28 protein-coding genes are annotated in these 23,965 nt (G+C 67.5%); 18 read left to right on the top strand and 10 right to left on the bottom strand.

Annotation, left to right across the window (positions count from 1 at the left end):
• The first annotated feature begins 6 nt into the window (after positions 1 to 6).
• The 9 genes from IBJ82_RS33835 to rdgB all read left to right on the top strand — a co-directional run bounded on the left by IBJ82_RS33835 (position 7) and on the right by rdgB (position 6,577).
• Entirely contained in the window at positions 7 to 576 is a 570-nt protein-coding gene (locus tag IBJ82_RS33835; RefSeq protein WP_194830063.1) for a DUF2017 domain-containing protein, read from the top strand.
• Positions 577 to 610: 34 nt separating this feature from the next.
• Positions 611 to 1,672: a P1 family peptidase gene (locus IBJ82_RS33830; protein ID WP_370585605.1), complete on the top strand. Its 1,062-nt coding sequence runs from the start codon at positions 611 to 613 to the stop codon at positions 1,670 to 1,672.
• Between the two features lie 165 nt (positions 1,673 to 1,837).
• On the top strand, positions 1,838 to 2,251 hold the full coding sequence (locus tag IBJ82_RS33825; RefSeq protein ID WP_194830061.1) for a M67 family metallopeptidase: 414 nt from the start codon (positions 1,838 to 1,840) through the stop codon (positions 2,249 to 2,251).
• A gap of 37 nt (positions 2,252 to 2,288) precedes the next feature.
• Entirely contained in the window at positions 2,289 to 2,564 is a 276-nt protein-coding gene (locus IBJ82_RS33820; RefSeq protein ID WP_056817808.1) for a MoaD/ThiS family protein, read from the top strand.
• 4 nt (positions 2,565 to 2,568) lie between these two features.
• Positions 2,569 to 3,531, top strand: coding sequence for a cysteine synthase (locus IBJ82_RS33815; RefSeq protein ID WP_194830060.1), 963 nt, complete (start codon positions 2,569 to 2,571; stop codon positions 3,529 to 3,531).
• Between the two features lie 71 nt (positions 3,532 to 3,602).
• The gene (locus tag IBJ82_RS33810) at positions 3,603 to 4,289 is read left to right on the top strand and encodes a rhomboid family intramembrane serine protease (protein ID WP_194830059.1); all 687 of its coding nucleotides are present in this window, start codon (positions 3,603 to 3,605) and stop codon (positions 4,287 to 4,289) included.
• A 69-nt stretch (positions 4,290 to 4,358) separates the two neighbouring features.
• A complete protein-coding gene (locus IBJ82_RS33805; RefSeq protein ID WP_194830058.1) occupies positions 4,359 to 5,123 on the top strand; it encodes a cyclic nucleotide-degrading phosphodiesterase in 765 nt (254 codons plus the stop codon).
• Positions 5,124 to 5,204: 81 nt separating this feature from the next.
• Complete coding sequence (rph, locus tag IBJ82_RS33800) at positions 5,205 to 5,969, top strand: ribonuclease PH (RefSeq protein ID WP_194830057.1); 765 nt, start codon at positions 5,205 to 5,207, stop codon at positions 5,967 to 5,969.
• A 2-nt stretch (positions 5,970 to 5,971) separates the two neighbouring features.
• The gene (gene rdgB, locus IBJ82_RS33795; protein WP_194830056.1) at positions 5,972 to 6,577 is read left to right on the top strand and encodes an RdgB/HAM1 family non-canonical purine NTP pyrophosphatase; all 606 of its coding nucleotides are present in this window, start codon (positions 5,972 to 5,974) and stop codon (positions 6,575 to 6,577) included.
• 73 nt (positions 6,578 to 6,650) lie between these two features.
• On the opposite strand, the gene IBJ82_RS33790 is transcribed toward rdgB, so the two are convergent.
• The 3 genes from IBJ82_RS33790 to IBJ82_RS33780 are packed head-to-tail and all read right to left on the bottom strand — an operon-like array spanning position 6,651 to position 8,471.
• Positions 6,651 to 6,998 carry a DUF3817 domain-containing protein gene (locus tag IBJ82_RS33790; RefSeq protein WP_194830084.1) on the bottom strand — a complete coding sequence of 116 codons (348 nt, stop codon included), beginning with the start codon at positions 6,996 to 6,998 and terminating at the stop codon, positions 6,651 to 6,653.
• A gap of 26 nt (positions 6,999 to 7,024) precedes the next feature.
• Positions 7,025 to 7,453 carry a transcriptional regulator gene (locus tag IBJ82_RS33785; protein ID WP_370585604.1) on the bottom strand — a complete coding sequence of 143 codons (429 nt, stop codon included), beginning with the start codon at positions 7,451 to 7,453 and terminating at the stop codon, positions 7,025 to 7,027.
• A gap of 52 nt (positions 7,454 to 7,505) precedes the next feature.
• Positions 7,506 to 8,471 (bottom strand): GlxA family transcriptional regulator, encoded by a 966-nt coding sequence (locus tag IBJ82_RS33780; RefSeq protein ID WP_194830054.1) that lies wholly within the window; start codon positions 8,469 to 8,471, stop codon positions 7,506 to 7,508.
• A 120-nt stretch (positions 8,472 to 8,591) separates the two neighbouring features.
• Here IBJ82_RS33780 and IBJ82_RS33775 point away from each other — a divergent pair, with 120 nt between their 5' ends.
• Entirely contained in the window at positions 8,592 to 9,524 is a 933-nt protein-coding gene (locus IBJ82_RS33775; protein ID WP_194830053.1) for an NADP-dependent oxidoreductase, read from the top strand.
• A 1-nt stretch (position 9,525) separates the two neighbouring features.
• Here IBJ82_RS33775 and IBJ82_RS33770 read toward each other — a convergent pair whose 3' ends face one another.
• On the bottom strand, positions 9,526 to 10,401 hold the full coding sequence (locus tag IBJ82_RS33770) for an oxidoreductase (RefSeq protein ID WP_194830052.1): 876 nt from the start codon (positions 10,399 to 10,401) through the stop codon (positions 9,526 to 9,528).
• Positions 10,402 to 10,438: 37 nt separating this feature from the next.
• Positions 10,439 to 11,356 carry an RNA polymerase sigma factor RpoD/SigA gene (locus IBJ82_RS33765; RefSeq protein ID WP_194830051.1) on the bottom strand — a complete coding sequence of 306 codons (918 nt, stop codon included), beginning with the start codon at positions 11,354 to 11,356 and terminating at the stop codon, positions 10,439 to 10,441.
• Positions 11,357 to 11,482: 126 nt separating this feature from the next.
• Here IBJ82_RS33765 and IBJ82_RS33760 point away from each other — a divergent pair, with 126 nt between their 5' ends.
• The 4 genes from IBJ82_RS33760 (at position 11,483) to IBJ82_RS33745 (ending at position 16,284) form a co-directional block, all read left to right on the top strand.
• On the top strand, positions 11,483 to 12,112 hold the full coding sequence (locus tag IBJ82_RS33760; protein WP_194830050.1) for a TetR/AcrR family transcriptional regulator: 630 nt from the start codon (positions 11,483 to 11,485) through the stop codon (positions 12,110 to 12,112).
• Positions 12,113 to 12,180: 68 nt separating this feature from the next.
• Entirely contained in the window at positions 12,181 to 14,211 is a 2,031-nt protein-coding gene (locus IBJ82_RS33755; protein ID WP_228538068.1) for an MDR family MFS transporter, read from the top strand.
• An 81-nt stretch (positions 14,212 to 14,292) separates the two neighbouring features.
• Positions 14,293 to 14,928, top strand: a complete 636-nt coding sequence (locus IBJ82_RS33750) for a PadR family transcriptional regulator (RefSeq protein WP_194830049.1) — start codon at positions 14,293 to 14,295, stop codon at positions 14,926 to 14,928.
• A gap of 144 nt (positions 14,929 to 15,072) precedes the next feature.
• Positions 15,073 to 16,284 (top strand): FAD-dependent monooxygenase, encoded by a 1,212-nt coding sequence (locus tag IBJ82_RS33745; RefSeq protein ID WP_194830048.1) that lies wholly within the window; start codon positions 15,073 to 15,075, stop codon positions 16,282 to 16,284.
• A 51-nt stretch (positions 16,285 to 16,335) separates the two neighbouring features.
• Here IBJ82_RS33745 and IBJ82_RS33740 read toward each other — a convergent pair whose 3' ends face one another.
• Positions 16,336 to 17,139: a helix-turn-helix domain-containing protein gene (locus IBJ82_RS33740; protein ID WP_194830047.1), complete on the bottom strand. Its 804-nt coding sequence runs from the start codon at positions 17,137 to 17,139 to the stop codon at positions 16,336 to 16,338.
• A gap of 107 nt (positions 17,140 to 17,246) precedes the next feature.
• On the opposite strand from IBJ82_RS33740, the gene IBJ82_RS33735 reads away from it, so the two are divergent.
• Complete coding sequence (locus tag IBJ82_RS33735; RefSeq protein ID WP_194830046.1) at positions 17,247 to 18,275, top strand: NAD(P)-dependent alcohol dehydrogenase; 1,029 nt, start codon at positions 17,247 to 17,249, stop codon at positions 18,273 to 18,275.
• On the opposite strand, the gene IBJ82_RS33730 is transcribed toward IBJ82_RS33735, so the two are convergent.
• The 4 genes from IBJ82_RS33730 to IBJ82_RS33715 all read right to left on the bottom strand — a co-directional run bounded on the left by IBJ82_RS33730 (position 18,224) and on the right by IBJ82_RS33715 (position 20,857).
• Complete coding sequence (locus IBJ82_RS33730; RefSeq protein WP_194830045.1) at positions 18,224 to 18,946, bottom strand: phosphatase PAP2 family protein; 723 nt, start codon at positions 18,944 to 18,946, stop codon at positions 18,224 to 18,226. The genes IBJ82_RS33735 and IBJ82_RS33730 overlap by 52 nt on opposite strands.
• A 25-nt stretch (positions 18,947 to 18,971) precedes the next feature.
• The gene (locus tag IBJ82_RS33725) at positions 18,972 to 19,196 is read right to left on the bottom strand and encodes a hypothetical protein (RefSeq protein ID WP_194830044.1); all 225 of its coding nucleotides are present in this window, start codon (positions 19,194 to 19,196) and stop codon (positions 18,972 to 18,974) included.
• Between the two features lie 35 nt (positions 19,197 to 19,231).
• Positions 19,232 to 20,008 (bottom strand): HNH endonuclease family protein, encoded by a 777-nt coding sequence (locus IBJ82_RS33720; protein ID WP_194830043.1) that lies wholly within the window; start codon positions 20,006 to 20,008, stop codon positions 19,232 to 19,234.
• Between the two features lie 198 nt (positions 20,009 to 20,206).
• On the bottom strand, positions 20,207 to 20,857 hold the full coding sequence (locus tag IBJ82_RS33715; protein WP_063006066.1) for a PhoU domain-containing protein: 651 nt from the start codon (positions 20,855 to 20,857) through the stop codon (positions 20,207 to 20,209).
• 104 nt (positions 20,858 to 20,961) lie between these two features.
• Between IBJ82_RS33715 and IBJ82_RS33710 the strand changes: the two genes are divergently transcribed.
• The 3 genes from IBJ82_RS33710 to IBJ82_RS33700 all read left to right on the top strand — a co-directional run bounded on the left by IBJ82_RS33710 (position 20,962) and on the right by IBJ82_RS33700 (position 23,963).
• Positions 20,962 to 22,053, top strand: a complete 1,092-nt coding sequence (locus tag IBJ82_RS33710) for a calcium:proton antiporter (protein ID WP_228538067.1) — start codon at positions 20,962 to 20,964, stop codon at positions 22,051 to 22,053.
• A gap of 198 nt (positions 22,054 to 22,251) precedes the next feature.
• The gene (locus tag IBJ82_RS33705; protein WP_063006068.1) at positions 22,252 to 23,097 is read left to right on the top strand and encodes an ABC transporter permease; all 846 of its coding nucleotides are present in this window, start codon (positions 22,252 to 22,254) and stop codon (positions 23,095 to 23,097) included.
• On the top strand, positions 23,097 to 23,963 hold the full coding sequence (locus IBJ82_RS33700) for an ABC transporter permease (protein ID WP_194830041.1): 867 nt from the start codon (positions 23,097 to 23,099) through the stop codon (positions 23,961 to 23,963). The genes IBJ82_RS33705 and IBJ82_RS33700 overlap by 1 nt, the downstream gene beginning before the upstream one ends.
• The last annotated feature ends 2 nt before the right edge of the window (positions 23,964 to 23,965 follow it).

The raw sequence follows: 23,965 nt of genomic DNA, 5'->3' as shown, positions 1-23,965 counted from the left end.
GGCCCTGTGCGTAAGTGGAGCAGGAAGAACTCACTGAGTGGCCTCAAGCTTCGATCCGAAATGGACGAGCACGAGGCGACCGTCCTGCGCTCACTGATCGGCGCGGTGTCCGGACTGCTCAGCGACCGTGCCGCCGACGCCCCCGAGGACGAACTCGCCGCGCTCACCGGCCTGCGTACCGGCAACTCCACCCCGCCCGACGATCCGCAGCTGCTGCGCCTGCTGCCCGACTTCCATCGCGCCGAACCCGGTTCCCCCGATGCCAAGCGCGCCGATCTCAACAGTGCGCTGCGCAGCCTGCACGAGCCGGAGATCATCGACGCGAAACTCGCCGCGGGCCGGACTGTGCTCGACAGTTGCCCGGAAATGGGCGGCAAGATCGTGCTCACGCCCGAGCAGGCCGACGCGTGGCTGGCCGCGCTCACCGATGTCCGGCTCGCGCTGGGCACCCTGCTCGACATCGACGACGACACGCCCGACCATTTCGATCCGGAAGACCCGCGCGCTCCGCATCTGGACGTCTACCACTGGCTGACGTGGATGCAGGATTCACTGCTTCAATCGCTCGCGCCCTGAGCGCGATGACCGAATTCGCGGACTCGAGGACGAAATGATGCGCAGCGGCTCTGGTGTACGTAACTCGATCACTGATGTCGCCGGGGTGCTGGTCGGGCACCACCAAGCGCTCGACGCCGAAGTCACCCTCGGTACCGGCGCCGCGACGGGCTGCACGGTGGTGCGGGTCCCCGGCGGCGCGACGGCCTCGGTCGACGTCCGCGGCGGCGGACCCGGCACCAGAGAAACCGACCTGCTCGACCCGGCCAACACGGTCCGCCGACTCAACGCCGTGCTCCTCACCGGAGGTAGCGCCTACGGCCTCGCCGCCGCCGACGGGGTGATGCGCTGGTCGGAGGAACACCGCGAGGGCATTCCGATGGACCCGGCCGACCCGAGTCGGGTGGTGCCGATCGTGCCGGGCGCGGTGATCTTCGATCTGCCGGTCGGTGACTGGGGCATCCGGCCCGACGCCGATTTCGGATATCGCGCGGCCGCGGCGGCGTCGACCGAGTTCGCCAGGGGCACCGCGGGCGCCGGTGTCGGTGCGCGGGCGGGCGCGATCAAGGGCGGAATCGGTTCGGCAAGTGTGGTTCTCGCGGACGGCCCCGGAGCAGGGGTGACCGTCGGCGCGGTGATCGTGGCCAATCCCGTCGGGTCGGTCGTCGATCCGCGCACCGGGTTGCCGTGGGGCGTCGGCACCGACGGACCCGACTTCTTCGGGTTGCGGCAGGCGACACCGGACGAGATCGCCGCACTTGCCGCGCTACCCGCGAAGAGCATGGTTCTCAACACGACGATCGGCGTGATCGCCACCGATGCCGCCCTCGACCCAGCCGGTTGTCGACGGATGGCCGCCACCGGGCACGACGGACTCGCCCGGGCGATCCGGCCCGTGCACTCCCCGCTCGACGGCGACACCCTGTTCGCGCTGTCCACCGGCACGATCGAGGTCGCCCCGCTCGCGCTGCCGCCCGCATTTCCTCCTGATCTGCTGCTGCTCGACCAGTTGTGTACGGCCGCGGCGGTGGTCGTCGAGCGCGCCGTCGTCGACGCGGTGCTCGCCGCGACCTCGATCGCCGGAATCCCCGCCTATTACGACCTGTTTCCACGCTGATCGGCCCGAACCACCTGCTGACCAGCTCTTCGGCGACTTGCCGCGCCTGCTGTGACGACCCGGCCGGGACCGGAGTGCATGCCCCACGGAATACCCGAATAGGGTGAGTCGTTGTCGAGGAAGGTGCTCGACAGCACGCATGCAGGATGTGGAAAGGGTCGACAAGTGCTGGTGATCAGGGCCGATCTCGTTGACGCGATGGTGGCGCACGCCCGCGCCGACCACCCCGACGAGGCCTGCGGCATCATCGCCGGTCCCGAGGGCAGTGACCGGCCCGAACGCTTCGTCGCGATGGTCAACGCCGAGCGCTCGCCCACCTTCTACCGGTTCGATTCCGGTGAACAACTGCGGGTGTGGCGCGCGATGGACGACGCCGACGAAGTGCCGGTCGTCATCTACCACTCACATACCGCCACCGAGGCCTACCCGAGCCGCACCGACATCTCCTACGCCGCCGAACCGGACGCGCACTATGTGCTCGTCTCCACGCGCGATCCGCAGTCCCACGAACTGCGCAGCTACCGCATCGTCGACGGCGAGGTCACCGAAGAACCGGTGCGCATCGTCGAGTCCTACTGAACCCGTCCGAGAAAAGTCACCACCCCGAGGAGTCCCCATGCCGGTAACCGTGTCCATTCCGACCATCATGCGCGGTATCACCGGAGGTGAGAAGCGCGTGCAGGGCGAGGGCTCGACGCTGTCGGCGCTCATCTCCGACCTCGACGCCAATCACCCCGGGCTGGCCGAGAAGCTGCTGTCGGACGGCAAGCTGAACCGCTACGTCAACATCTACGTCGACGACGAGGACGTGCGCTTCTCGGGTGGTCTGGACGCCGAGGTGCCCGCGGGCGCGTCGGTGACCATCCTGCCCGCCGTGGCCGGCGGCGCCTGACACCGTGGCCCGCTACGAATCCCTGATCGCGACGCTCGGCAACACCCCGCTCGTCGGATTGCAGAAACTGTCGCCCCAATGGGACGGCGACGATCATGTGCGGCTGTGGGCCAAGCTGGAGGACCGCAATCCCACGGGGTCGATCAAGGACCGGCCCGCGCTGCGGATGATCGAACAGGCCGAAGCCGACGGGCTGCTCACCCCCGGGTGCACGATTCTGGAGCCGACCAGCGGCAACACCGGGATCTCGCTGGCCATGGCGGCCAAGCTCAAGGGTTACCGGATCGTCTGTGTGATGCCGGAGAACACTTCGGTGGAGCGGCGGCAATTGCTGACGATGTTCGGCGCCGGGGTCATCGACTCGCCCGCGGCGGGTGGGTCCAATCAAGCGGTGGCGATGGCCAAGCAGATCGCGGCGCAGAATCCGGACTGGGTGATGCTGTACCAGTACGGCAACCCGGCCAACGCGCTCGCGCACTACGAGAACACCGGGCCGGAATTGCTGGCGGATCTGCCGGAGATCACGCATTTCGTCGCGGGGCTCGGTACCACCGGAACCTTGATGGGCACCGGTCGATATCTGCGTGAACATGTGCCCGATATCGAGATCGTGGCCGCGGAACCCCGGTACGGCGAGCTGGTCTACGGCCTGCGCAATATCGACGAGGGTTTCATTCCGGAGCTCTACGACGAGAAAGTGCTGACCACCCGTTTTTCGGTGGGGCCCTACGACGCGGTGAAGCGGACTCGTGAACTGGTCGGCGAGGAGGGAATCTTCGCCGGGATATCCACCGGGGCGATCCTGCACGCCGCGCTCGGCATCGCCAAGAAGGCACAGAAGGCAGGCAAACGGGCCGATATCGCGTTCGTGGTCGCCGATGGCGGATGGAAGTATTTGTCTACCGGGGCATACGACGGCACGCTGGACGAAGCTGAGGAGAAGCTGGACGGGCAACTCTGGGCCTGACCGGATGCGGCCCAGCTTCGGTACGCTCTGGTCAACGGGCTGTTCGACAGTCCCTTGCCGGAGTGGAGGCGATGTCGGTGAGCGGTGGGGTGGATGCCTCGTTCGATAACGCGAGTCCGAGCGTCGGTGCGTCGCGAGGCGGGTCGTGGATTCGGGCCGCGGTGGTGATTCTGGGCTTCGTGGGGTCGCTGTATGTGATCGAGGGCGTCGACATGGTGCTCTCCTACGATTCACCCCCCGGCGCGCCCGGCGAACTGGACTCGGCAGGTATCGAACCGCGTGAGGTAGCCGGGCTCGACGGCATTCTCTGGGCGCCGCTGTTGCACGGCGGCTGGGACCATCTGTTCGCCAACACGCTGCCGTTGCTGGTGCTCGGGTTCCTTGTGTTGCTCTCCGGGGTCGGGCGGGGGATCGCCGCGACGGCGATCATCTGGGTGATCGCGGGCGTCGGCACCTGGCTCACCGGGTCGACGGGAAGTGTGCACGTCGGAGCGTCGTCGATCGTGTTCGGTTGGCTGACGTATCTGATCTGTCGCGGGTGGTTCGCGCGCAATGTGGGCCAGATCGTGGTGGGGCTGGTGATCCTGGTGTTCTACGGCTCGATGCTGTGGGGCGTGCTGCCGAGCGACCCTCGAATTTCTTGGCAGGGACATCTTTTCGGGGCGGTGGGTGGAGTGCTCGCGGGCTGGGTACTCTCGTCAGATGAACGTCGACGCCGCCGTGGAGCATCGGTCGGCCGCGCAGCACCAACGCGGTAACCGGGGATCCGGTCTGGAAATTGGGGGGATCCTGCATTGAGTACCAGCACGTCGTGGCAGCATGGGGGCATGCGCCTTACCGTCCTCGGGTGCTCGGGCAGCGTGTCCGGCCCGGACTCCCCAGCGTCGGGCTACCTGCTGACGGGCCCTGATATGCGGCCGACAGTCATCGACTTCGGCCCCGGGATCTTCGGCGCGCTGCAGAAGCACATGAACCCCGCCGATGTCGACATCTTCCTCACCCACCTGCACGCGGATCACTGCTTGGATCTGCCCGCACTGCTGGTGTGGCGTCGCTACCATCCGAATCCGCCGACCGGTAAGGCCCTGGTCCGCGGGCCGTCCGATGCGCCGTTGCGGATCGGAAACGCGTCCGCCGAGATCGGGGGCGAGACCGACGACTGGTCCGACGTGATCGACTCGCAGGCCTGGGTCGAGAACACGCCGATCCCGTTCGGTCCCGGTCATACGGTGGAAGCTCGGCGGATGTTCCACCCGCCGGAGTCCTATGGGCTGCGGATCACCGCCGCCGACGGTCGGGTCTTCGTCTACACCGGCGACACCGCGATGTGCGATGCCGTTGTCGAGATGGCGCAGGGCGCCGACGTGCTGTTGGCCGAGGCGTCGTGGACCCACGATCCGGCCAATCGTCCTCCGGGGATTCACCTTTCGGGAACCGAGGCGGGCGAGATCGCGACCCGTGCCGGGGCGAAGGAACTGTTGCTGACTCACATTCCGCCGTGGACTTCGCGGGAAGATGTGATCGCGGAGGCCAAGGCGGCGTTCTCGGGGCCGGTGCACGCGGTATCGCCGGGGGAGACGTTCGACCTGTAGGCGCGGGGATCCGCCGGCCGGGAACGCGGTCATGGCGGACCTGGGGTGGTAGGTCGCGAGGTACGGGTTAGTCTGTCCAGCGTGTCTAGACGAGCTGATGGTAGGGCGGATGACGAACTCCGCGACGTGAAGATCACTCGGGGTTTCACCAAGCACCCGGCGGGTTCGGTGCTGGTGGAATTCGGGCAGACGCGGGTGATGTGTACCGCGAGCGTCACCGAGGGGGTGCCGCCGTGGCGCCGGGATTCGGGCTTGGGCTGGCTGACCGCGGAATACGCGATGTTGCCTGCCGCCACGCACACCCGCAGTGGTCGGGAGTCGGTGAAGGGCAAGGTCGGCGGTCGGACGCAGGAGATCAGCAGGCTGATCGGGCGTTCGCTGCGGGCCTGCATCGACCTGGCCGCGCTCGGCGAGAACACGATCGCGCTCGACTGCGATGTGCTGCAGGCCGATGGCGGCACCCGCACCGCTGCGATCACCGGCGCCTATGTGGCGCTCTCCGATGCGGTGACCTACCTGGCCGCCGCAGGCAAACTGGCTGACCCGCAGCCGATCTCGTGCATGATCGCCGCGGTCAGTGTGGGTGTGGTCGATGGGCGCGTTCGCCTCGACCTGCCCTACGAGGAAGACTCGCGCGCCGAGGTCGATATGAACGTGGTGGCCACCGACACCGGAACTCTGGTCGAGATCCAGGGCACCGGCGAGGGCGCGACGTTCCCTCGGTCGACCCTGGACAAGATGCTCGACTCGGCTTTCCTCGGCGCCGAGCAGCTGTTCGCGATCCAGAAGGCGGCGCTGGCGCTGCCGTACCCGGGCACACTGCCCGAGCTGTCCGCGAAGAAGTAGTCGTGGCCGCGCGTGTGCTGGTCGCCAGCCGAAATACCAAGAAGCTGATAGAACTTCGCCGAATTCTCGATGAAGCAGGCGTGGCCGGAGTCGAATTGGTGAGCCTGAACGAGGTGCCGCCCTACGAGGAGGCGCCCGAAACCGGCGCCACCTTCGAGGAGAACGCGATCGCGAAGGCGCGTGACGGTGCCGTTGCAACCGGATTGCCTTGCGTGGCAGACGATTCCGGCATCGAAGTGGACGCGCTGAACGGGATGCCCGGCGTGCTGTCGGCCCGTTGGGCGGGCGGGCACGGTGACGATGCCGCGAACAACGCCCTGCTGCTCGCCCAACTCGGCGACGTCCCAGACGACCGCCGCGGTGGTCGCTTCGTCTCCACCTGCGCGCTGGTCCTACCCGACGGCACGACCACGGTGGTGCGCGGCGAATGGCCGGGCACCATCGCCCGCGAACCCCACGGCGACGGCGGTTTCGGCTACGACCCGCTGTTCCTCCCCGAGGGCGGCACCGGCAGCGCCGCCGAACTCACCCCCGCCGAAAAGGATGCGGTCTCCCACCGGGGCCGCGCCCTGACCCAGCTCATCCCCGCCCTGGCCGCCCTGGCCTGAGCTCGGGGAGCTGACCGTACAACGACAGCGCCGCCGCTCCGGATCATCGGGGCGGCGGCGCTTTTCGTCGAGGTCAGAGGCTGTACTGCTGCTTGATCTCTTTGGCGTTGCGGTGCTCGACGAAGAAGGAAAGCAGGGGGATGGTGCCTGCGATGAGGGTGCCGACGGTGCGCCCGATGGGCCAGCGGACCTTCACGGCGAGGTCGGCGGTGACCAACAGGTAGGCGAAGTACACCCAGCCGTGCACGACCGCGATCCAGCTGGGGGTGTCGGCGCCGAAGCCGTACTTGGCGATCACCTCGACGGTGAGCAGCAGCAGCCACAGACCGGTGACCCAGGCCAGGACGCGGTAGCGCAGCAGGGCCGAGGCGATCTTGGCGGTGGGGGCGCTGCCCGCGGGGGCGGCGGAGTCGGTGTCCAGCGACGGTGCGGTGGTGTTGTTGTCGGTCACCCGGCATTCCTCTCGGGGGAGTGCAAGCCGGCGGTGCGGACCTGCGCATCGATGTCGCTGGCGTGCAGTTGCGCCAGGTACTGGTTGTAGGCGGCCGTTTCCGGGTCGTCGGCCGAGGCGGCGGTGGGGCGTTCCGGCAGGATGCCCGCGGGGATCTCGCGCGGCGCCTCGGCTTTGCCCGCACGCGGCGGCGTCGGCTCGTCGGCCTCGCGTTCCAGTCGCACGAACCGCACATAGGCGAACACCGCGAAACCGGCGAACAGTGGCCATTGCAGTGCGTAGCCGAGATTCTGGCCGGTCCCCGACGACGATTCGTACCGTTCCCACTGCCACCAGGCCAGCGCCAGACAGCCCAGCGCGGCGACACAGACCAGCGCGATCAGAGCCGGACGATTGTGCGCCGGGCGAGGAGGTGGAACGGACACGCGCTCCACGGTACCCGCCTACTACAGGCTGCGTAGGAGCAGGTCGCGGTGCTCACCGTGTGGTCCTGGCGTGGAAGGTCTGGCGATAGGCGGTAGGGGAGACGCCGATGGTGGTGGCCAGGTGTTGACGCAGGGAGGCCGCGGTGCCCAGGCCCGCGTCGGCGGCGACGCGGTCGATGGGAAGGTCGGTGGCTTCGAGGAGGTGGCGGGCGTGGCCGACGCGTTGCTGGGTGAGCCATTGGCCGGGTGGCAGGCCGGTCTCCTCGCGGAAGCGGCGGCAGAAGGTGCGCACGCTCATCCGGGCGTGGGCGGCCAGCTCGGTCAGCGGGAGCGGGTGATCGAGGTGGGTCAGCGCCCAGGCGCGGGTGGCGGCGGTGGTCGCGGTGGCGGGTTCGGGAATCGGGCGGTCGATGAACTGGGCCTGGCCGCCCTCGCGCCACGGCGGCACGATGCACAGGCGGGCGACTCGGTTGGCGACTACGCTGCCGTGATCGTGGCGCAGCAGGTGTAGGCACGCGTCGATTCCGGCGGCGCTGCCTGCCGCGGTGACGATGCGGCCCTCGTCGACGAACAGCACGTCGGCATCCATGCTGACCTTGGGGAACAGGCTGCGGAATCGATCGGCCTGCTTCCAGTGGGTGGTCGCGGGGCGGCCGTCCAGCAGTCCGAGAGCGGCCAGGGCGAACGCCGCGGTGCAGATCGACACGATGCGAGTATCCGGACGCAGGCGTCCCAGCGCATCGGCCAGTCCGGCGGGCATCCACTCCGATTCCGGCGCGTCACAGGTGGAGAACGGTGGAATCACCACGGTGTCGGCCTCGTCGAGCGCGCTGCTGTCGAACTCGACGGCGATGGTGAAGTCGGCATTCGTCGACACCGGCGCCCCGTCGAGGCTGCAGGTGCGCACGTCGTAGAGCGCGGCACCGTCGGGATCGGTCGCGGTGCCGAAGATCCGCGCCGGAATCCCCAATTCGAACGGATAGACCCCGTTCAGTGCCAGAACCACCACGCGATGCATGGCAAGATTCTTGCACATATTGACTTTCTTGCCACTCGTCGCCGTCTCGCCGACCCGGCATCGTGGTTCTCGCACAGCCGGTTCCATTCGAAACGGCATGCGAGACAAGGGAGAAGAGCAATGCGGGCAATCGGGCAGGACACCTTCGGCGGACCCGAGGTACTGCGGGTGATCGAGGTCGACAAGCCGACGCCGGGCCCAGGGGAAGTGCTGATCCGCGTCCACGCGGCCGGGGTGAACCCGACCGATTCATGGCATCGCAGCAGCGGTGGGCTGTTCGGCGCGATCATCCCGCTGGGCTGGGACGTGTCCGGCGTGGTCGAGGAGGTCGGCCTCGGCGTGACGCTGTTCGCCCCCGGTGACGAGGTGTTCGGCATGCCGCGCCTGCCGCACGCCGCGGGCACCTACGCCGAGTACGTCACCGCGCCGACCCGCCATCTCGCGCGCAAGCCGGCGAACCTCACCCACACCGAAGCCGGCGCACTGGCGCTCGTCGCGCTCACCGCCTGGCAGGCGCTCGTCGACACCGCCGACGTGCGGCCGGGTCAGCGGGTGTTGATCCACGCCGGCGCGGGTGGGGTCGGCCACGTCGCGGTGCAGATCGCCAAGGCGCGCGGCGCGTATGTGATCGCCACGGCGCGCGCCGACAATCGCGAATTCGTCCGTGATCTCGGCGCCGACGAGGTAATCGACTACACGACAACAGATTTCGTAGAGCAAGCCCGCGATATCGACGTGGTGGTCGACACCGTCGGCGGCGAATACGGCCCGCGATCCCTGCGAGTCCTTCGCCCGGGCGGCATCGTCGTATCGCTGGCCTCCCCGGCGGAAGCGGCATTGGTCGAGCAGGCCCGCCCGCTCGGAGTGCGTGCCGGATTCATGATCGTCGAACCCGACGGAGCGAGCCTGCGCGCCATCGCGGACCTGGTCGAAGCGGGTGCGCTGCGTCCCCACGTGGAGACCGTTCTGCCGTTGGATCTGGTGAGCAAGGCCCACGAGATCAGCGACAATCAGCGCACCCGCGGTAAGATCGTGCTCACGGTGGTGGCGTGACTCAGAACTTGTAGCTGATCCCGGTCATCCGCTCGGATTCCTCCCACAGCCTGCGCAGCAGTTCGGGATCGCGCGAGATCTTGCTCGACGGGCAGGCCTCGACCGGGCCCTGGGACTGCATCAAACGGTTGGGACCCCAGTAGGTGGTGGGATCGGCGTCGGGTTCGGTCGCCCCGAACAGTGTGGAGTGCGCGGCCTTGGCGGGCGCGTGGCCGATGAGCCTGATGAACGGCTTGCTGATCCGATCCAGCGGGGTCTCGGTGCGGGCGAACAGATCCGTTGCCGAGACCCCGGGGTGCACGACGTAGGACTTCTTCGCCGATCCGGCCTCGGTGAGCCTGCGCTGCAGTTCACGGCCGAACATCAGGTTGGCGAGCTTGGCCTGGGCGTAGGCGAGATTGCGCTGGTAGCGGCGGTTCTCGTAGTTGAGGTCGTCGATCCACAGCTTCGGGGTCTGCTTGTGCGCGATGCTGGCGATCGACACCACCCGGTCGCGGACGCGATCGAGCAGCAGTCCCGTGAGGGCGTAGTGGCCGAGGTGGTTGACGCCGAACTGGGTTTCGAACCCGTCGGCGGTGCGCGAGAACGGGATGTTCATCAGGCCCGCGTTATTGATCAGCACATCGAATTCGCCCTGCTGGGCAGCGAATTCGCGCACGGAAGCCAGATCGGCCAAGTCGAGCGCGGCCACCCGCACGTCGCCGGGGATGGCGTCGGCGATGGGCTGCGCCTTACTTGCGTTGCGGCAGGCCATGATCACGGTGGCGCCCTTACCTGCCAGCGCCTTGGTGGTTTCGGCACCGAGGCCGCCGTTGGCCCCGGTGATCACGAACGTGCGCCCGGACTGGTCCGCGATGTCAGTTGGTTTCCATGCCATGCTCCTATCTTACTCTGGAGTAAGATAGGAGGGAAGTTCACCCCAGCAATCCGGCTAGCGTACGGGCGCAAGCGGGTCTGCGCAGCTTGATCATGGCTTTCGCCTCGATCTGGCGTGCCCGTTCGCGGGAGAAGCCGAGCGCCGAACCCACCTCCTCCAGCGTGCGGCCTTCACCGCGATCGAGGCCGAACCGCAGCCGGATCACGGCGGATTCTCGTTCGGTGAGCACCATCAAGGCCGTCTCGACGTAGCCGCCGAGCATTCGATCCGCGACCACATCCGCGGGTGCGGGCGTGGTGTCGGGAAGTAGCGAGCCCAGATCGGTGTCCTCGCCGACGGGCGCGTGCAGCGACACCGGCTCGGCTTCGTGTCGCAGCATCGCTTCGACCTGCGCGACAGTGAGTTCGGCGGCGACGGCGAGTTCTTCCGTCGTGGCCGCCCGCCGCAGTTGGTGGGTCAGCTCGCGCCGCACCCGGATCACCCGGTGCAGCACGTCGGCCACATTCGAGGGCAGCCGGATCGCGCGCCCCTGATCGGTGAGCGCGCGACCGATCGACTGCCGGATCCAGAACGTCGCGTAGGTGGAGAGTTTGAGCCCACGCTCGTGGTCGAACTTCTCCACCGCCCGCATCAGTCCGAGCGTGCCCTCCTGAATCAGATCGAGCAGCGACATCCCGGTATTGGTCGGGAACCGGCGGGCGATGGAGACGACCAGGCGCAGGTTCGCCCGCACCATCTGATCTTTCGCGCGCAGACCGTCGAGTTCGGTGCGGTGCAACAGTTCTCGTCGTGCGGCGGTGAGTTCGTCATCGGCTGAGTCGATCTCGGCGCGCGCGGCGGCACCCGCGGCGATGCGCGCGCCGAGGGCGTATTCCTGCTCGGCGGTCAGCAGGGGAGTGCGGCCGATCGTGGTCAGGTAGTCGCGAATGGGATCGGCGGTGACAGTGGTGGTCAAGAAGACTCCCGTTCGATCTGCGGCGAGAAGCAGGACTGATGGGCTCAGTACAACGAGCACAAACTTAGAACGAACATAAAAATATGTCAAGGGTAAATTTATGACGGTTTCAGATATGCTGGTGACATGACGCAACCGGGGCTACGGGCCAGGAAGAAGCAGCAGACCAGGGAGCAGATCTCCGACCGGGCCACCGCGCTGTTCCTGGAACGCGGCTTCGACCGGGTGACCATCGCGGAAGTGGCGGCGGCCGCCGACGTCGCCAAGATGACCGTCACCAACTACTTCCCCCGCAAGGAAGACCTCGCCCTCGACCTCGGCCAGGTCTACATCGAGCAACTCGCCGCGATCGTGCGCGACCGCGAACCGGGGCAATCGGCCCTGGCGGCGCTGCGTCACGCGTACCTGGCGGCCGTCGCGGCCCACGACCAACTCATCGGCTTCAGCGGCGAACCGTTCGCCCGGATGATCGCCGACAGTCCGGCGCTGACGGCCCGCGTGCGCGACTTCAACGACGACCGTCAGGTGGCGCTGGCCGTCGCGCTGGCCACCGAGACCGGCGCCGCGCCCGATGACATCACCCCGCGGGTGGCCGCGGCCCAACTCGCCGGTGTGCTGAGGGTGTTGTTCGACGAAATCACCCGCCGCACGCTCGACGGTGAATCCGACACCGAGATCGCCGCCGCGCTGACCCGCGATGCCGAAATCGCCTTCGACGCGCTCGAACCGGGCCTGGGAAACTACGCCGTGCGCTGAGCGATCGGTGGCGATTGCTGCCGTGTCACTGGGGTCTGGCACCCGACCTGAAAGCCCATACTGAGGCAATGTCGGATGGTGTTGCTGTAGACGAGCCCGTCGAGCCGATGAGCAAGGCGAAGATCAACATCATCTTCGCGACCGTGGTGCTCGGCATGCTCATGGCCGCACTCGACCAGACCATCGTGTCGGCGGCGCTGCCCTCGATCGTCGCCGATCTCGGCAGCGCGGGGCACATGGCCTGGGTGGTGACCGCGTACCTGCTCGCCGAGGCCGTCGCGACCGTGCTCGCGGGCAAACTCGGTGACCTGTTCGGCCGCAAACTGCTGTTCCAGATCAGCGGCATCATCTTCATCGCGGGCTCGGCGCTGGCCGGTGTCTCCAATGGCATGGTCGTCCTGATCGTGGCCCGCGCGATCCAGGGCGTCGGCGCCGGCGGGTTGATGGTCACCTCGATGGCCCTGATCGCCGACACCATTCCGCTGCGCGAACGCGGCAAATATCAGGGCGCGCTCGGCGCGGTGTTCGGCGTGACCACCGTCGTCGGGCCCACCCTCGGTGGGCTGTTCACCGACCACGCGAGTTGGCGCTGGTGCTTCTACGTGAATGTGCCGATCGCGATCATCATGGTGGTGATGGCGGCGCGCACGCTCCCACACCTGCGCGCGGTCGCCCGGCCGGTGATCGACTACCTCGGCATCGGCCTGGTCGCGCTCGGTGTCTCGTCGCTGATCCTCGGACTCGAGTTCGGTGGCAACGAATATCCGTGGGGCTCTTGGCAGATCATCGGTTTGTTCGTGCTCGCGGTGGTACTGCTCACCGGATTCGTGCTGGTGGAGAACCGGGCGAAGGAGCCGATGCTGCCGATGCGGTTGTTCCGCAGCCGGGTGTTCACGGTGTCGTCGGTGCTCAGTTTCATCGTGGGCTTCGCGATGCTCGGCTCGATGACCTACCTGCCCGCCTATCTGCAATATGTCGACGGCGCGACAGCGACGATCTCCGGCGTGCGAACGCTGCCACTGGTCGTCGGCCTGTTCATCACCTCGGTCTTCTCCGGGCAGGTGGTCGGGAAAACCGGGCAGTACCGGTACTTCCCGATCGTCGGCATGGCGGTGATGGCGGTGGGCCTCGGCCTGATGTCGACGATGGGGCACGACACGAGCGTGTGGCTGGAATCGCTGTACATGCTGATTCTCGGCTCCGGGCTCGGCCTGTCGATGCAGGTGCTCACCATCGTCGTGCAGAACACCGTGCCCTACGCCGACCTCGGCACCGCCACCTCGGGCGTCACCTTCTTCCGCACCCTCGGCAGCGCGTTCGGCACCGCCGTCTTCGGCACGCTCTATACCAACCAGAGCAAGACCGCGCTGGAGAACGCGTTGGCGCAGACGCCGGGCGTCTCGCCCGAGGTGGTCGCGAATCCGAAACTGCTGCGAGAACTGCCGTACGAGCAGGCCGCGCCCATCATCGACGCCTACGCGCTGTCGATCGACCACGTGTTCCGCTGGGTCGTTCCGGTGGCGCTGGTCGGTTTCGTCGTGGCGTGGTTCCTGCCGCAGGTGCGGCTGCGTGACAGCGCCCGCCACGGCGCCGGTGACGTCGGCGAGGGATTCTCGGTGCCCGATTCGCACGACCGGGTGGTGCAACTGGAACGCGCGGTCGCCACGACGGTGCGCAAGGCCAGGGCGGAGAAACCGATCATCCCCGAGCTCATCGCGGCCTCCGGCAGCACGCTGAGCCCGGACGCGGCGTGGGCGTTGGGGCAGGTCTACCTCTATGCCAAGGAAGGCATGCCTGCCACGGTGCACGCCATCTCCTACCGATACCGGCTGCCGGTGGAGGTGCTCTCGCCCGTCTTCCGCCAGGCCGCCGACGCGGGTCTGTTGCACGACGACGGGGGCGTCCTCTCGCTGACCGCCGACGGCGACGCCGAGGTCGACAAGCTGCGGGCGGGTTGGCGGCGCTGGCTCGGTGACCGCCTCGACGACTGGAATTCCGAGGATCCGGTCGACCGCGCGCTGCTCGACGAGGCGCTGTCGAAGATCGCGGCCAAGCTGCTCGACCAGGGCGCTGATAGCGGCGAGGTATCGAAAGTCTGAATTGCGCCGTCCACTCCGCTGGACAAGCCTTGCCGCCTAATACTCGTAGACGTATATTCGTAGACGAGTAAGGAGGCAATCATGGCTACGAAGCGCAAAGTGAACAATCTGCTGGCGCTCGCCGTGCTCTCGGTGATCGTGCAGCGCCCGATGCACCGCTACGAGATCGCCGCCACCCTGCGCGCGCACGGCAAAGACCGTGACATGGACATCAAGTGGGGCTCGCTCTACACCGTCGTGCAGAACATGGAGAAGGCCGGATTCCTCGAGGTCATCGGCAGTGAACGCGACGGCGCGCGCCCTGAGCGGGTGATCTACCGGATCACCGACGCGGGCCGCACCGAGATGGCGGACTGGACGCGCGAACTGCTCGCCGCGCCCGAGCCCGAACATCACCGGTTCACCGCGGGCCTGTCGATTCTGGCGGTGCTGCCGCCGGACGAGGTGATCGCACTGCTCGGCACCCGCGTCGCTGCGCTGGAGCGAACCATCGAGACCACCAAGGCCGAGCTGGCCGAGCTGACGCTGCCCCGGCTGTTCCTCGTCGAATCCGAATTCGGCCTGGCGATGCTGGAAGCCGAGGCGAACTGGGCGCGTTCCCTGTGCGCGGAACTCGCCGCGGGCACCTTCGAGGGCCTCGAACTCTGGCGGCAGTGGCATGTCGACGGCATGCCCACCGAACAGATCCCCGAACTCGGCGAGAGGGGGAACGACTAGCTCCGCTCCAAGACCCGGACCCGGTGGCGTGCGGCAACACCCCACCGAGCCCGAGAAACCGTCTCGAAACCAGGCGCACCCGGCCACGAGGTGAGGCAACCACAGGATAGCTGGGTGGCGCCGATACAGATCTGGAGATCATCCATGTCCACCACCCGTTCCGCATTGATCATCGGCGGCGGCATCGCCGGGCCCGTCGCCGCCACCGCCTTGCGCAAAGCAGGCATCGACGCCCATGTCTACGAGGCCTATTCCGGCCCCTCCGAGGGCATCGGCTCCGGGCTCGCGCTGGCGCCCAACGGTGTCGCGGCGCTCGACATCATCGGCGCCGGTGACGCGGTGCGCGAGATCGCCCTGCCGGTCGCGCAGATGCGACTGCGCGTGAGCGGTCGTGAACACATCATGCCGGTGCTGGCCGACCAGCCCCCGCTACAGGCGGTCGACCGCGGTGCATTGCACCGCACCCTGCACGATCACGCGGTCGCCGCCGGGGTGCCGTTCAGCTACGACAAGCGGCTGACGAGGGTCGACGAACATCCCGACGGTGTCACCGCGCACTTCACCGACGGATCGACCGCCACCGCCGATATCCTCGTCGGCGCGGACGGAATCCGTTCCACCGTGCGAAGTCTGATCGACCCGGCCGCGCCGGGCCCCGACTACACCGGAATGCTCGGCTTCGGTGCTCTGGTCGAATGTGACCTCGACCTGCCGGACGACACCATGGTGTTCGCCTTCGGCGCCAAGGCGTACTACCTGTACTGGAAGCAGGCCGACGGCCGGGTGGCGTGGGGTGCGAACCTGCCGAGCAAGCAATACCTTTCGCTCACCGATGCCCGTGCCGTCCCCGCGGAGCACTGGCTGGAAGTACTGCGCGAGACGTACGCGCCCGATTCTCCCGGCGCGGAATTCACCCGCCGCACCACGGCGCAGAACCTCGAGATCACCGGCGCCCTGCACATCATGCCGCCGGTGCCGCACTGGTATCGCGACCGCATGGTGCTGGTTGGCGACTCGGTGCACGCACCGTCGAACAGCTCGGGACAGGGTGCGTCACTGGCGATCGAGAGCGCCGTCCAGCTGGCGCGATGCCTGCGCGATATCGCCTCGCCCACCGAGGCTTTCGCGGCCTACGAGCAGTTGCGCCGGGCTCGCGTGGAAGGCATCGCGGCTCGCGCGGCGAAGATCAACCACAGCAAGACGCCGGGACCACTCGCCCGCAAGGTGATGAACGCGATGATGCCGCTCATGGTCAAGACGGTGATGAACCCGGAGAAGACGATGGGCGCCGAACGCCGGTACCGCATCGATTGGGATGCGCCGGTGCGGGTGGAATCCGCAACTGCCGCACAGTGATCCGGGCAGCCCTCGGTCGGCGGTGATCGAGGGCTGTCACGCGGTGCGCGATCACTGCTTCGTTCGGTGCCGGTCCGCGCGCAGCCGCAGGATGCGCGCGGTTTCCGCGTCGGCGGGCAGGAAGGCCTCGAGGTGGAGTTCGGCGATGGTGACATCGGTGGCCGTCGCGAAGGAGGTGAGGGTGGTGATCAGGCGGAGGTCACCGTCGGGGGTGTGCAGGTGGAGGGGAACGGCGAAGCCGACATGGTCGGGACCGGGGGAGGGGGCAGGCAGGTAGCTCGACAGCTCGGCGACGAGCTGGTCGAGGGCCGGATCGGGGGTGTGCGCGGCGCGGCCCCGGAGCGAATCCATGATGTGCCTGCCCCAGTCGGGAAGGTTGCGCACGCGCGGGGCGACGCCGTCGGGGTGCATGGCCAGCCGAAGGACATTGATCGGCGAACGCAGCAGTTGCGGGTCGACACCCTCGGTGAACAGGTCGAACGCGGCATTGGCGGTGACGAGTTCGCCGCGCGGGCGGGCGACGAGCGCCGGGTAGGGCATGTGCCCGTCGAGAACCGCGCTGATCGCCTCGCGCACCGGTGCCAACTCCGGTGCGGACAGGTCGCTTTCGGGGAATACCGGCGCGAATCCGGCGGACAGCAGCAAGGTGTTGCGGTCGCGCAGCGACAGCTCGAGCGATTCGGCCAGTCGCACCACCATCGTGCGACCCGGCTGCGACTTGCCCTGCTCGAGGAAGCTCAGGTACCGCTGACTGGTCTCGGCCCGAATCGCCAGGTCGAGCTGGCTGACCCGGCGCAGCGTGCGCCAGTGACGCAGTTGGGGGCCGAAACCGGTCGTCGGCAGCGCGGTCGTCATGACCGGAGTAAACCGCGTCGACGGCCGCCGCCATTCCCCGCCGTGGACCAGCGCCCATACCCTCCAGGGAATCGCGCGGTCTCACCGTCGCCGACACAGTTGTTCCCATGCCGCACAACGAACTCCACCCCGACCACGCTTTCGCCTACCACCTCGACGGTGGTCTCACGCGGACCGAACAGCAGCGGCCCGAACCGGGCCCGCATCAGGTCCTGATCCGGGTCAGCGCCGCCTCGGTGAACCGCCGCGATCTGATGCTGATGGACGGCACCTACCCGTTGCCCGCCACCCCCGGCATCATCCCGCTCTCCGATGGCGTCGGCGAGGTGATCGCGCTCGGCCCCGCGGTGACCCGCGCGGAAATCGGCGATCGGATCACCGCGAGCTACTTCGTCCACTGGGTCGACGGTCCGCAAACCCTCGCCACGGCCGCCGAACAGTACGGCGCGAACTACGACGGATTCCTCGCCACCTACGCACTCGTCGAGGAGGATTCGATCGTGCACGTGCCCGCCCATCTCACCGATGCGGAGGCGGCGACCCTGACGTGCGCGGGCTTGGTCGCCTGGTCGGCGCTCACCACACCCGTTCCGCCTGCCCCCGGTGCGCGCGTGCTCACTGTCGGAAGCGGCGCGGTGGCGCTGTACGCGATCCAGTTCGCGAAAATCCTCGGCGCCGAGGTCATCTCGATCACCTCCAGCCAGGCGAAGGCCGACCGGTTGCGCGCGCTGGGCGCCGACACGGTGATCGACCGCACCGTGACCAGGAACTGGGGTGATGCGGTGATGGACCTGACCGGGACCGGCGCCGAGCACATCGTCGACGCGGTCGGCCTGCCCACGCTCGAACAATCGGTGCGCGCGGGCGCGTACAACTCGACGGTGACGATGGTCGGCGCGATGGCGCCCGCACCGGGAACAACACTGCCGGACAACCCGTTCGGCTCCTCCTACCTGGCCATCCGGCGCATCGCAGTCGGCAGCCGTGCCGGTTTCGAGGCGATGAACAGGGTGATCACCGAGCACCGCCTTCGCCCGGTGATCGACCGCGAATTCGACGTCGACAAGGCCACCGACGCCTACGACTACCTGCGTTCGGGTGCCTCGTTCGGCAAGGTGGTGATCGCGGTGGGCTGAGGGCCCAGCACGCGGGTGAACACGGTGACGCACAGGACCAGCCACAGCAGGCCGATGATCCAACCGGCCAGCACATCGGTGGTCCAGTGCACACCGAGATAGATGCGCGACAACCCGACGGCGATGGGAAACGCGACCGCGAGCACGGTGGCGGTCAGCCGGAGCCAGTGCTTGGTGATCCGCGGAACCAGGACGATCGCCACGATGCCGACGACCACCGTGGAGCCGAGCGTGTGCCCCGACGGGTACGACAGGCTGGGTTCGAAGATCAGCCGCGACGCCTCGGGCGGTCGCTGGCGGCCGACGAGACGTTTGATCACCCACACCAGCACTCCCGCACCCAGCGACGTGATGGCGACCAGGGCGGCGACCGGCAGGTTGCGCCGCAGCGCGAAGACGCCGACGGTGAACGACGCCAGAATCGTCATCGACAGTGTGCTGCCGAGGTCGGTGATCACCGTGGCGATGCTGGTGAGCGGTTCGCCGCGGTGCGCGATCATCCAATCGAGCACCGCGGTGTCCATCCGGCTGATGCCGCTGGTGACCTCCCAGGTGAGGGCGATGATCAGCACCGCGGCGGTCGCCATGAGGGCGAGCACGCGCGGTGTCCGACGGCACAGCGTCGACCAGGCGATGTCGGGTGGCGGCGATTGTCGAGAGGCAGTCGGCATAACTACCAGATTGCCAGGTGAATCCTCATGCTTCGAAGACCACGATGTTCCCGGCGACATCTCGGGTGCCCGCGTCCTTCTTGATCGCCTTCACCAGGTCGGCGACGCAGTCCCAGGTGCGAGGGGGCTCGCACTCGATGTTGCCGATCGTGAACCAGGTATCGGTGCCGCGGTAGCGGACGAGGCCCTTGCCGGCGTCGTCGAGCATGACATCGAGCTCGCCGGACACCGTCCCTTCCTCTTCGGTCATGACGGCGCTCTCGGCGGTGATCTCGATGGGCTCGCTTATTTGAACTCTCCTCGGCGGAGGCAGTCATCGACTGCGGTGCGCAATGCGGTGTGCTCGGCGGTATCAACGGTCAGTGCGTATTTTACCTTCACTTTGACGTAGTGCTCCACATAGGCGCACCGGAAGTTACCGGGCGGCAGATAGTTCGCGGGATCCTGATCACCCTTGGAACGGTTGGCCGACGGGTCCGCGGCGACCAGGTTCATCGAGTCGTTGGCGATGCGGCGGCGGGTGTCCTCGTCGCGGTCGGCGGCACCGGATCGCCATGCTTCGGCAAGGGCGACAATGTGTTCGGCGTCGACCTTGGACGGATCGGTGATGAACTTGTAGGGCCCGAGTTGGCCGGTCTTCTTGTCGATGAAGCCGTAGTGGTCCTGCCAGCCGCCACCGGCTGCCACCGTCAAGTCGCAGGTCTTGGCGTCGAGGGTGACCTTGCCGTTGGCGTCACGCAGCATCATCACCTCGCGGCTGGTGCATTTGGCGTACTTGGCCAGGTCGCCGGTGAAGCCGTGCTCGGGCTTGTTGGTGTCCCAGTGCGGGAACTTCTCGCGCGTGTAGCCCGTCATCGGGCCTTCCTTCGCGACGACGAGGGTGGCGACCAGATCGCCGACCTCCTTGCCCGACATCGTCACCGCGCCCGCGGCGCCAGGACCCGGATTCACCTTGTCCAGCAGCGAGTTCGAACAGGCGCTCACCACGGCCAGGCATACCGCCGCGGCGAAGGCGAGCAGGGCTCGTCCCAGGATCGTGCCGTTGATCGAAGACCACTTCATGCCCGTACCGCCCAGACGCTTCGTCGAGAAATGAACCGGCACAACCTAACGGCCGCACCGGGTGTCGTCAGTGATTGTCCGCTATGCGGTTCCGCACAGCACAGCGGGAACCGATTGCGGCTCAATAGCGTTCATCTATCGACGGAAATGACCGTTGACGCCCGAGTGCAAACTCGAGGTGACCGACATCACAATCCATCAGTCGGGCAGTGATCCCGATTCCGGCGGAATCCCGGTGTCCAGGAAGCGGATCAGCCGTGCGATGCGGGCGGCATGGTCGACGCATCGCTGGAACTGACTGCCCAGCAACGCCATATCGATCGCGGCCTCGGTGCTCACCTCGGCCTCGCTGAGGGCGGTGCGCAACTGCTTGCACAGCGTTTCCATCGCGTCGATGTCGCTGCCGTCGTCGGCGGCGAATCGACCGCTGGCCACCGACGCGCTCACCCGTGCGACACAGGCGGCCGCGAGCGTGCCCATCGAGACCAGTTCGGTGATCACCGATGCGGGGGCGACCACGCCCGGATGCGCCCGATACACGTACTGCCCAGCGGTTTCGGTGCGCCGACCGATCCGCGACAGCTCGCCGGCAACCTGAATCGCGGTCACCACATGGCGCAGATCGCGCGCGACCGGCGCCTGCAACGCGAGCAGGGCCATGGTGCGGGATTCGCAGGCGGCGAACATCAGTTGTAGCTGCTCGTCGAGCGCGAACACCTCGTAGGTGGCAGCGAGGTCGGCTCCGGCCAGCGCCTGGGTGACCCGCTCGGTCGCGTCATGGGCGACGCGCGACATCAGGGTGAGATCGTTGGCCAAAGCGACGAGCTCGAGGGTGAACTGGGTCCGCACGCGCTGAATTGTTCCCCATGGAGGGGGCGCGAGTGAATCCATCGCCGAGATCCATGCCGCGACGGATCCGGGTGTGCCCGGTCGTAGCTGGAAGGATGGAGGTCATGATTGCCGCGTTGACGACTAAATGGACCATGTACGTGCCCATCCTCGCCGCGCTCGTACTCGTACTCAGCTGGGGCCGTTCGGTACCGGGATTGATCGTCGCGCTGGTGAGTATCGCCTTGGTCGGCGCGGTGCTGGCGGCGGTCTATCACGCCGAGGTCGTGGCCCACCGGGTCGGTGAACCCTACGGTTCGCTGGTGCTCGCGGTGGCGGTGACCGTGATCGAGGTGGCGTTGATCGTCACGATGATGATCTCCGGCGGCGACAAGGCGGCCTCGCTGGCCCGCGACACCGTGTTCGCCGCGGTGATGATCACCTGCAACGGCATCTTCGGATTGGTGCTGCTCGTCGGCGCGCTGCGCAGGCGGGTGGCGGTGTTCAACGCGGAGGGAACCGGCGCCGCCCTGGCCACCGTGGCGACCCTGGCCACGCTGAGCCTGGTGCTGCCGACCTTCACCACCAGTGCGCCCGGCCCTGAGTTCTCGCCGGCGCAGCTGGCCTTCGCCGCCGTCGCCTCGCTGGCGCTCTACGGGCTGTTCGTGATGGTGCAGACGGTGCGTCACCCCGACGATTTCCTCCCGGTGGAGGACGGCGGCGCGGTCGACGACAGTGACGCCCACAGCCACGCGCCGTCCAATCGGGCCGCACTGATCAGTCTCGGAATGCTGGTGCTCGCCCTGATCTGCGTGGTCGGCCTGGCCAAGGTGGTCTCGCCCGCGCTCGAGTCGGCGATCGCCTCGGCCGGATTGCCGCCGTCGGCGGTGGGTGTGGTGATCGCGATGCTGGTGCTGCTGCCCGAGACCATCGCGGCGGTGAACTCGGCGCGGCGCAACCAGGTGCAGATCGGTCTGAATCTGGCGCTCGGTTCGGCGATGGCCAGCATCGGCCTGACCATTCCGGTGATCGCCATCGCGACCATCTGGCTCAGTGGTCCGCTGGTGCTCGGTCTCGGTGCTACGCAGATGGTTCTGCTCGCACTGACGGTCGTGGTCGGCACGCTGACGATCGTTCCCGGCCGCGCGACCCTGCTACACAGTGGCGTTCACCTGGCGTTGTTCGCAGCTTTTGTGTTCCTGGCCGCAAGTCCGTAGCTGAAGTGTTGCGGATCACATGGCCTTTAGATCTGTCATGGAAACCGCGGAAAAGCGACCAGGGTCACCCACTGGAAATTTTGTTGTGACGCAGAGTACCGGTTAGCTTGCTGGAGTTGGCACCGACGCCGAAGCCAGAGAGTGCGGTATGAAAATCACCAAGCCCCGTGCTTCGCGAGCGGCCCGGAGGCATCTCTGATGCCTACCGATCTGCACTCCGCGAAGCCGGATTCCGCTACCCAGATCGTCCGCAAGAATTTCACCGACACCGTCGTGTCGTCGCTGCGGACCTTCGGGCGTGCGGTCGATCTCGCACAGCAATCGGTCGGCGGCTCGTTCTCCGACATCGCCCGCAGGCAGTTCCAGTGGCGGGAGACCCTCGTGCAGGCCTGGCGCCTGATCACGGTCACCGCCATTCCCGCGATCCTGATGGCGATTCCGTTCGGCGTGATCGTCTCGGTCCAGGTCGGCAACCTGATCCACAGCCTCGGCGCCGACTCCATGCTCGGCGCCACCGGCGGCCTCGGCGTGATCAAGCAGGGCGCGCCCATCGCCACCGGCTTCCTGCTCGGTGGCGCGGGCGCGGCGGCGATCGCGGCCGACCTCGGCGCGCGCACCATCCGCGAGGAGATCGACGCGCTCAACACCATGGGCATCAACCCGGTGCACCGGCTCGTCATCCCCCGGCTGGCGGCCATGCTGCTGGTCGCTCCGATGCTCAATGTGCTGATCATCTTCGTCGGCGTGCTGGCCGGTTACGCGGTCGCCGTCGGCGGTCAGGGCGTGACCCCGGGTAGCTACTGGTCGACGTTCGGTTCGTTCGCGACCGCCGGTGACGTGTGGGTCTCGCTGCTCAAGGCGCTGATCTTCGGCTTCCTGGTCGTGATCATCTCCTGCCAGCGCGGCCTGGAGGCCAAGGGCGGTCCGCGCGGTGTCGCCGACGCGGTGAACGCGGCGGTGGTGCTCTCGGTGGTCTCGATCGCGATTGTGAACCTCCTGGCCAGCCAGATCAGTGCCATGTTCCTGCCGACGAAGTTGGCGTGATGGCTGCCTCGTCGTATATCCCCACCTCGCTGCACTGGCTGCGCAAGCCCGCCCGCACCGGCAAGCGGATCGTCACCGCCGGTGAATCGATCGGCTTCGTCGCGGTGTTCGTCTGGCAGGTGCTGTCTTCGGTGCCGCTGACGCTGCGCCGCTACCGGGACGAAACGCTGCGCGCGGTCACCGATATGACCTGGGGTCGCGGGTCGATCATCGTCGGCGGCGGCACCGTCCCGATGATGATCGTGCTCGGCCTGGTGATGGGCGCCTCGGTGGGCGTCGAATCGTTCGCCTCACTCGACATGCTCGGCATGGGCCCGGTCACCGGCGTGATCTCGGCCTACGCGACCACCCGTGAGCTGGCCCCGATCGCGGCGGCCATCGGCTTCGCCGCGCAGGCCGGCTGCCGGATCACCGCCGAGATCGGTGCGATGCGCATCTCCGAGGAGATCGACGCGATCGAGGCGCTCGGCCTGCGTTCGGTGCCCTATGTCGTCACCACCAGGGTGATCGCGGGCGCCATCGCCATCGTGCCGACCTTCCTGATCGCGCTGATCCTGGCCTACGGCGCCTGCCGCGGGCTGCTCACGATGGTCTACGGCCAGTCGGCCGGTGTGTACGACCACTACTTCTTCCAGTTCATCTCCGGCTTCGACATGATCGCCGCAGTGATCAAGGTGGCGGTGTTCGGCACGGTGGTGATCCTGGTGCACGCGTACTTCGGGTTCTTCGCCACCGGCGGTCCCGAGGGGGTCGGCATCGCCTCCGGTCGCGCGGTGCGCGCCAGCTCGGTGGCCATCATCGCCATCGACATGGTCCTCACGATCATGCTCTGGGGCTTCAACTCGGCGATCAGTTTTACGGGGTGAGC

Source organism: Nocardia sp. XZ_19_231 (genome assembly GCF_015355705.1).
GTDB classification, from domain to species: domain Bacteria; phylum Actinomycetota; class Actinomycetes; order Mycobacteriales; family Mycobacteriaceae; genus Nocardia; species Nocardia salmonicida.
This window is presented reverse-complemented; position numbering and strand designations above follow the sequence as displayed.

Excerpts from the sequence above, each read along its gene's own strand:
- IBJ82_RS33830 (WP_370585605.1), top strand. The coding sequence starts at position 611 with ATGATGCGCAGCGGCTCTGGTGTACGTAACTCGATCACTGATGTCGCC.
- IBJ82_RS33820 (WP_056817808.1), top strand. The coding sequence starts at position 2,289 with ATGCCGGTAACCGTGTCCATTCCGACCATCATGCGCGGTATCACCGGA.
- IBJ82_RS33810 (WP_194830059.1), top strand. The coding sequence starts at position 3,603 with ATGTCGGTGAGCGGTGGGGTGGATGCCTCGTTCGATAACGCGAGTCCG.
- IBJ82_RS33805 (WP_194830058.1), top strand. The coding sequence starts at position 4,359 with ATGCGCCTTACCGTCCTCGGGTGCTCGGGCAGCGTGTCCGGCCCGGAC.
- IBJ82_RS33780 (WP_194830054.1), bottom strand. The coding sequence starts at position 8,471 with ATGCATCGCGTGGTGGTTCTGGCACTGAACGGGGTCTATCCGTTCGAA.
- IBJ82_RS33775 (WP_194830053.1), top strand. The coding sequence starts at position 8,592 with ATGCGGGCAATCGGGCAGGACACCTTCGGCGGACCCGAGGTACTGCGG.
- IBJ82_RS33770 (WP_194830052.1), bottom strand. The coding sequence starts at position 10,401 with ATGGCATGGAAACCAACTGACATCGCGGACCAGTCCGGGCGCACGTTC.
- IBJ82_RS33760 (WP_194830050.1), top strand. The coding sequence starts at position 11,483 with ATGACGCAACCGGGGCTACGGGCCAGGAAGAAGCAGCAGACCAGGGAG.
- IBJ82_RS33755 (WP_228538068.1), top strand. The coding sequence starts at position 12,181 with ATGTCGGATGGTGTTGCTGTAGACGAGCCCGTCGAGCCGATGAGCAAG.
- IBJ82_RS33750 (WP_194830049.1), top strand. The coding sequence starts at position 14,293 with ATGGCTACGAAGCGCAAAGTGAACAATCTGCTGGCGCTCGCCGTGCTC.
- IBJ82_RS33745 (WP_194830048.1), top strand. The coding sequence starts at position 15,073 with ATGTCCACCACCCGTTCCGCATTGATCATCGGCGGCGGCATCGCCGGG.
- IBJ82_RS33740 (WP_194830047.1), bottom strand. The coding sequence starts at position 17,139 with ATGACGACCGCGCTGCCGACGACCGGTTTCGGCCCCCAACTGCGTCAC.
- IBJ82_RS33735 (WP_194830046.1), top strand. The coding sequence starts at position 17,247 with ATGCCGCACAACGAACTCCACCCCGACCACGCTTTCGCCTACCACCTC.
- IBJ82_RS33730 (WP_194830045.1), bottom strand. The coding sequence starts at position 18,946 with ATGCCGACTGCCTCTCGACAATCGCCGCCACCCGACATCGCCTGGTCG.
- IBJ82_RS33725 (WP_194830044.1), bottom strand. The coding sequence starts at position 19,196 with ATGACCGAAGAGGAAGGGACGGTGTCCGGCGAGCTCGATGTCATGCTC.
- IBJ82_RS33720 (WP_194830043.1), bottom strand. The coding sequence starts at position 20,008 with ATGAAGTGGTCTTCGATCAACGGCACGATCCTGGGACGAGCCCTGCTC.
- IBJ82_RS33710 (WP_228538067.1), top strand. The coding sequence starts at position 20,962 with ATGATTGCCGCGTTGACGACTAAATGGACCATGTACGTGCCCATCCTC.
- IBJ82_RS33705 (WP_063006068.1), top strand. The coding sequence starts at position 22,252 with ATGCCTACCGATCTGCACTCCGCGAAGCCGGATTCCGCTACCCAGATC.
- IBJ82_RS33700 (WP_194830041.1), top strand. The coding sequence starts at position 23,097 with ATGGCTGCCTCGTCGTATATCCCCACCTCGCTGCACTGGCTGCGCAAG.